Consider the following 6,805-nt stretch of genomic DNA (forward strand, 5'->3'; position numbering starts at 1 on the left):
CCGAGTTATGTAGTAAGATAACTTGGAATAAAATTTTTCCTGTAGCACATGAAAAACCCAAGGAGTCAATTCGACTCCCTGGGCCCTTCCTCTATGATATAGACATTGGCTTGCTTAACTCCGAAGTCGCGGGCGATTCGATCGTCGTTGAAAAACACGTCGATATGTGGACCCTTGACTGCTCCGCCGGTATCCTCTGCGTAGCGCGGCCCAATACCAGGGATATACACGACACTGTGCAGGGGGATGAGGTCCGGGTCGACCGCGATGGTCAGCCCTTCTTTGGCGTCACGACCGCTGGCGGTGATGCCATACCCCTTGTCGCCCGGATGTTTCCCGGTGGATTCGAAGGAGTTCGTGTAGGCCGTCAACTTGCAAGCGATTTTGCGCAGGTACTGGTTCGGCTCCCCACTGCTGGACGTGGTCACAGTGGCGGCGATGTTACCAAGTTCCTCGCGCGTCTTGGTGTGCTTCACCGTGTTGACCGGAACTTGCAACTGCGTGCCCACCTTGAGATTGTCGGGGTTGATCTCTGGATTGTGCTGCAGGATGTTCTCGATCTTGGTGTTGTACTGAGTTGCAATCTCGAACAGCGTATCGCCTTCTACAATCGTGTGTCGCGCCATCTGGGGCTGCTTGTCCACTTGCAGCGGGGCCGGAGTGACCGCTGCAGGTGCTTGTGCGTGAAGCGACTTCAGGACAGGGGAGGCTTTCGAGTGCAACTCCAGAGGTTTGACCGCGATGTGAATCAGCGGTTGGGCCTCACTGACGTGATGGCCGACGGTTGACCACAGCAACAATGTGGTCAACGCGACCATCACCATACTTCGTGGTTGCATGGCGTGTCGTCACTCCTCGAAGCGTTGAAGTGTGTTTTCGTAAACCAGTCATACTGTCCCCGTTGTTGGCTTGCTCTATACATGATTCGATTGGCAGACTGAGATGGGCTCACGTAAGTTAAACTATTTCCGAGGAAATACAGAGAGGAAGTTGTCCAATGAGTAAACACGATTTTTCGAAGCTGGGCTACAACACACGCATCCTGCACGCAGGTCACAAAATCGACCCGACCACCGGCTCGCACAACATGCCGATCTACCAGACCTCCACGTTTGTATTTGAAGATGCGGATCAAGGAGCGGCGCGTTTTGGCGGAACTGATCCGGGGTACAAATACAGCCGACTCGGCAACCCGAACACGGATGCGTTGGCGGAAAAAATCGCAGCGCTGGAGAACGCAGAAATGGGTCTCTGCTTCGGTTCTGGGATGGCGGCGATCTCGACGGTCATGTTGCACTTGGTGCAAGCGGGGGATCACATCTTGGCAGCAGATGCGCTGTACGGCGCGACCTTTGCGCTTTTTGACAAGACGTTTAAAAAGTATGGCGTCGAAACGACGTGGGTGGACACCTCTGATGTAGAGCAAGTAAAAGCAGCGATTCAACCGAACACCAAAGTCATCTACTTGGAAACGCCGGCGAATCCGACGATGAAGATGGCCGACATCGCGGCAATTTCGGAGCTGACCAAGGGGACCGACATGAAAGTCGTCGTCGACAACACGTTCATGTCCCCGTATTACCAAAAACCGATCGACCTCGGCGCACATGTCTCGATCCACAGTGCAACCAAGTACATCGGCGGTCATGGGGATGTTGTCGGTGGGATCGCCGTGGGCTATGCGGACATCTTCAAACCGCTGTTTGGCACCTTGAAGGAACATGGGCCGATCATGGGGCCGTTCGATGCGTTCCTGCTCAACCGCGGGGTGAAAACGCTGGCGCTGCGCATGGAACAGCACAACAAAAACGCGATCGCCGTCGCGAAGTTTTTGGAAAGCCACCCGGAAGTGGTTGACGTGTACTACCCAGGTCTCGAATCGCATCCGCAGCATGAGTTGGCGAAACGTCAGATGAGCGGGTTTGGCGGGACGTTGTCGTTTGAAGTGAAGTCGTTTGAGAAGGGCAAGTCGCTGATGAACAACGTCAAGTTGGCACATCTGGCGGTCTCGTTGGGGGATGTTCACACGCTGATCCAGCACCCGGCGTCGATGACGCATGCGATTATGCCCAAAGCCGAGCGGGAAGCGGTGGGGATTACGGACGGCCTGATCCGCCTGTCGGTGGGGATTGAGGACGTCGAGGACATCATCCAAGATCTGGATCAAGCGCTGCGGGCGTAGGGGATCTTTACACGTTGGCGTATCATCGGTAACCAGTAGTTGCATGCCGTGATAGGCTGTATTGAGGAAGGGTAACAGGTCTTGTACCGTCCGTTCACAAATGAAGGCAGCGAAGGCAGCACCACGGATCTCTCGTCCTTTACAGGAGGAGGGGTCCGTTTTTTGCTACTCTAGAACAGACACGAATCGACATTGAAACACCGTGTTGAAGCGCTGGGACTGTCAGTGTCCAACGCCAAGCACGCTTGGCAGAATCGATCAAGGAGATCGTGGAACACGTGCCGCACGCGTACCGTAAACTGACTGAACAGTTCATTTTGGTTGTGCTGACAGATGGTCAAAAACGTGCCTAATATGCGGCTCAGCGCACGATCGACGGTGTTCGACAAGCGGTTGGAATCGTTACTGTCTAGCCCATTCCCCCGAAATTTATGCAGATGCCCTCTAGATTTTTGACGGAGACCTGTTACAATGAAGAAGATGCAACTGTATTATATGGCATTGGTATTAGCTATTCATTGAACATAGGGGTGAACCTTAGTGAGTAAAGACCTGGGTTGGAAAGTAGGCGGAGCGCAGGGCGAAGGCATCGAGTCTACCGGCGATATCTTTGCACTGTCTCTGTTCCGTCTTGGCTATTATGTTTCCACGTACCGTCACTTCATGTCCCTGATCAAGGGCGGTCACACGAACGGTAAAGTTCGCGTTACCACCGAGAACAAGGGCCATCATGGCGACGACCTGCACATCCTGCTGGCGTTTGACCAAGAGACGATCAACTTCAACTTCCACGAACTCGTAGATGGTGGCTTCCTGATTTACGATACTTCGATCAAGGATGCAACCGTTCCGGCTAACGACAAAGTCAACATCGTTCCGGTTCCGCTGACCGACATCGCAAAGGAATGCGGTTCCACGATCATGAAAAACATGGTGTCCATCGGTGCAACCGCTGCGATCATCGGCCTGACCCCGGATGATTTCCGTTCCGTCTTGACCGACCGTTTCGGTTCCAAAGGTGACGAAGTTGTCGAGAAGAACATCGAAGCGATGCAAAAAGGTTTCGACTTCTACAAAGCAAACTTCAACAACTACATCGAACTGCCGGCTCGTCCGGTTCTGAAGCCGGATCGTCTGTTCATCTCCGGCAACGAAGCGACTTCGATCGGTGCAATCGCTGGTGGCGCGCGTTTCCTCTCGCAATACCCGATCACTCCGGCAACCGAAGTTATGTACCAAATGGTCAAAAACTTCCCGAAACTGGGCGGCGCAGTCGTCCAAGCGGAAGACGAGATCGCAGCTGTCATGATGGCAATCGGTGCTAACTACACCGGCGCGCGCGCTCTGACCGCTACCTCGGGCCCGGGCTTCTCGCTGATGATGGAAGCACTTGGTCTGGCTGGTATCTCGGAAACCCCGCTCGTCATCGTTGACGTCATGCGTGCAGGTCCGTCGACTGGCCTTCCGACCAAAACGGAACAGTCCGACCTGTTCACGATGATGTACGGTTCGCACGGTGAGATCCCGCGGATCGTGCTGACCCCGCGCAACGTCGAAGAAGTGTTCTACATGACCAAGGAAGCGTTCAACTTGGCAGAGAAGTACCAATGCCCGGTTATCGTCGCAACCGACCTGTTCATGGGGATGAACAAATGGACTGTCGAGTCGATCGACTTCGACAAACTCCAAAACACCCGTGGCAACTTTGCTTCCCAAGAATACCTCGACTCCCTTGAAAAGGGTGAGTTCAAGCGTTTCGACGTTTCCGTGGAGAACGGCGTATCCCTGCGCACCATCCCGGGCATGAAAAACGGCCGTTTCGTTGCAATGGGTAACGAATCGGACGAAGTCGGCGTGGAGATGGAAGAAGCGGAACTGCGCGTCAAGCAAATGGATAAGCGTGCGAAGAAACTCGTCGGCTTCGACGATATCGTTGGCGCATCTTATGTAGGTGCTGAGAACGCGGAACTGCTGCTCGTGGACTTTGGTTCCACTTCCGGCATTCAACGCGAAGTATACGATGCACTGGTAGCGGAAGGCGTTTCCGTCGGTCATCTGTCCCTGGCTCGCGTGCTGCCGTTCCCGACGGTTGATGTCGCTCCGTACATCAACGCGGCGAAGAAAATCCTCGTCACTGAGCTCAACTCCACCGGTCAACTTGCTTCCCAATTGAAGCAATACGTTGGCGGTCATGAAAAGTACGAATCCTTCCTGAAATACAGTGGCGACCCGCTTCTGGTCCGTGAAGTACTGGCCAAAGCGAAGGACGTAGCAGCAAGCTTGAAAAAAGAGGTGACGCTCTAATGGCAACATTGGCAGATTTCCGTGCGGAAAAACCGAACTGGTGCCCAGGTTGCGGCGACTTCACAGTCCTCGCAGCTCTGCAAAAGGCAGCAGCAAACATTGGCCTCGAGCCGGAGCAAATGGTCACCGTTTCTGGTGTCGGTTGCTCGGGTAAGATCTCGCAATACATGGGTTCCTATGGTTTCCACTCCCTGCATGGTCGCTCCATTCCGGTTGCGACTGCAGTAAAACTGTCCAACACCGATTTGACTGTTGTCGCAGCAGGCGGCGACGGCGATGGCTACGGCATCGGGATTGGGCACTTCCTCCATGCGTTGCGTCGTAACATCGACATCACGTACATCGTCATGGACAACCACATCTACGGTCTGACCACCGGTCAAACGTCCCCGACCTCTGACAAAGGGACCAAGACCAAGACCAATCCGGATGGTTCTACCGACGAGCCGGTTCACCCGTTGCAAATGGCGATCATCGCGGGTTGTGGCTACGTGGCACAAGGCTACTCCGGTAACCTGAAGCAACTCACCGAGTTGATCGAAGGCGGCATGAAGCACAAAGGCTTCTCGCTGATCAACATCTACTCGCCGTGCGTAACCTTCAACAAAGTCAACACCTACGACTTCTACAAGCAAAACCTCGTCAATGTCGATGAAGATGCTTCTTACGACAAAACCGACCGTTTTGCTGCGATCAAGAAGATCGAAGAATGTGACGAGCACCTCACCGGCCTGATCTATCACAGCACCGAAAAGCTTCCGTACCACGAAGCAAACTCGGCCTTCCCGACCACTCCGGTTGTTCAAGCGGACGTTAACCTTTCGCAAGACACCTGGACCAAGCTGGTCTCCCAGTTTAAGTAAGACCGCTTTTCCGAAAAAAGCCCTTGTACGCATTTGCGTGCAAGGGCTTTTTTTGCTTCCGCTTCCGGTGCTTTTGCTTTATTCTTACTACTATAGATTGTGTGCGGAGGAGGAAGTGGTAGTGAGTAAGGTTGGCAGTGCTGGCAGTTTGCAACGGAGCAAGGGGTTTGCGATGGTGTTGGCGGCAGGGACGTTCTGGGGTTTGTCAGGGACGGTGGCGCAGAAGTTATTCCAAGAGGAAGGGTTTACGACGGAATGGCTCGTGGTGGTGCGCATGTTGACCGCCGGGGTATTGCTGTTGGGGTTGTCTGCGTTTGGCGCGGGGCGTGAACAGGTGTTGGGCGTGTGGAAGGATTCCGGGATGCGTGTTCGGTTGATCGTGTACGGGGTGTTCGGGATTCTGGGTGCGCAATACACGTACTTTGCCGCGATTGAGGCGGGGAATGCGGCGGCGGCGACGCTTTTGCAGTATTTGGCCCCGTTGTTTGTGATGGTGTTTCAAGCATGGCGCGTGAGTCGGATGCCGGACGGTCGTGAATGTACTGCGGTGGTGACTGCTCTAGTTGGGACGTTTCTGCTTGTGACGAACGGTTCGGTGCACGATTTGTCGATTCCTACGCAGGCGCTACTCTGGGGGCTCGTGTCTGCGTTGGGGCTGGCGTTCAATACGATCTATCCAGGACCCTTGCTGCGCGCTTGGGATTCGTCTGTGATCTTGGGGTGGGGTCTGGTGATCGGGGGAGTTGCGGTGGCGTTGGCGGATCGACCTTGGAATGCGAGCGGGATGCATTGGTCGTGGGTGTCGGTGTCCTATGTGGCTTTCGTGATCTTGTTCGGAACGTTGATTGCGTTCTACCTCTATTTAGATAGTTTGCGATACATCACGGTGACTGAGACCAGTTTGCTAGCGATTATCGAGCCCTTGGTTTCCGTCCTCGCCTCGGTGTTGTGGTTGAAGGTACCGCTTGGTTTTTGGGAAGCAGTTGGGGCGGCGTGTATCTTGATTACGGTTACGATCTTGTCGTTGCCAGCGAAACGTGTGGAAAACGAAGCATGTTAACAAAATGGTGAGCATATGTGAAGATATTCTGTGTATACCCCGCGATTTGCGGGGTTATGCTGGAATTTGTATGCAGGGTTTGATTGAGAGATTGTTGAGGGCATGATAAGATAACTCTTGTCGCCGCGAGAGACACTACGGTGACGCGATTGATCCTTGAAAACTAAACGAGTGATAGATGAGAATCGATTCGAGCCTTGAATCAAACTTTAATTGAGAGTTTGATCCTGGCTCAGGACGAACGCTGGCGGCGTGCCTAATACATGCAAGTCGAGCGGACTGATGTGGAGCTTGCTCCATGGATGTCAGCGGCGGACGGGTGAGTAACACGTGGGTAACCTGCCTGGCAGACTGGGATAACGCTTGGAAACGAGTGCTAATACCGGATGATCTCTT

At 53.8% G+C, this 6,805-nt stretch carries 5 protein-coding genes and 1 rRNA gene; 5 read left to right on the plus strand and 1 reads right to left on the minus strand.

Annotated elements, in window-relative coordinates; genetic code table 11:
* Window positions 1-65: 65 nt before the first annotated feature.
* On the minus strand, window positions 66-839 hold the full coding sequence (locus C7459_RS13960) for a 3D domain-containing protein (protein ID WP_211320395.1): 774 nt from the start codon (window positions 837-839) through the stop codon (window positions 66-68).
* 158 nt (window positions 840-997) lie between these two features.
* Here C7459_RS13960 and C7459_RS13965 point away from each other — a divergent pair, with 158 nt between their 5' ends.
* The 5 genes from C7459_RS13965 to C7459_RS13985 form a co-directional block, all read left to right on the plus strand.
* Entirely contained in the window at window positions 998-2,182 is a 1,185-nt protein-coding gene (locus C7459_RS13965; RefSeq protein WP_109689910.1) for a trans-sulfuration enzyme family protein, read from the plus strand.
* A gap of 540 nt (window positions 2,183-2,722) precedes the next feature.
* Window positions 2,723-4,486 (plus strand): 2-oxoacid:acceptor oxidoreductase subunit alpha, encoded by a 1,764-nt coding sequence (locus tag C7459_RS13970; protein ID WP_109689911.1) that lies wholly within the window; start codon window positions 2,723-2,725, stop codon window positions 4,484-4,486.
* Window positions 4,486-5,349 (plus strand): 2-oxoacid:ferredoxin oxidoreductase subunit beta, encoded by an 864-nt coding sequence (locus C7459_RS13975; protein WP_109689912.1) that lies wholly within the window; start codon window positions 4,486-4,488, stop codon window positions 5,347-5,349. Before C7459_RS13970 ends, C7459_RS13975 begins: the two co-directional genes overlap by 1 nt.
* A 121-nt stretch (window positions 5,350-5,470) precedes the next feature.
* Window positions 5,471-6,409 (plus strand): DMT family transporter, encoded by a 939-nt coding sequence (locus C7459_RS13980; RefSeq protein ID WP_245884548.1) that lies wholly within the window; start codon window positions 5,471-5,473, stop codon window positions 6,407-6,409.
* Window positions 6,410-6,618: 209 nt separating this feature from the next.
* A 16S ribosomal RNA gene (locus C7459_RS13985) occupies window positions 6,619-6,805 on the plus strand; the annotation flags it as partial.

Origin of the sequence: Tumebacillus permanentifrigoris (genome assembly GCF_003148565.1) — a bacterium.
GTDB lineage: Bacteria > Bacillota > Bacilli > Tumebacillales > Tumebacillaceae > Tumebacillus > Tumebacillus permanentifrigoris.

Excerpts from the sequence above, each read along its gene's own strand:
- C7459_RS13965 (WP_109689910.1), top strand. The coding sequence starts at position 998 with ATGAGTAAACACGATTTTTCGAAGCTGGGCTACAACACACGCATCCTG.
- C7459_RS13975 (WP_109689912.1), top strand. The coding sequence starts at position 4,486 with ATGGCAACATTGGCAGATTTCCGTGCGGAAAAACCGAACTGGTGCCCA.
- C7459_RS13960 (WP_211320395.1), bottom strand. The coding sequence starts at position 839 with ATGCAACCACGAAGTATGGTGATGGTCGCGTTGACCACATTGTTGCTG.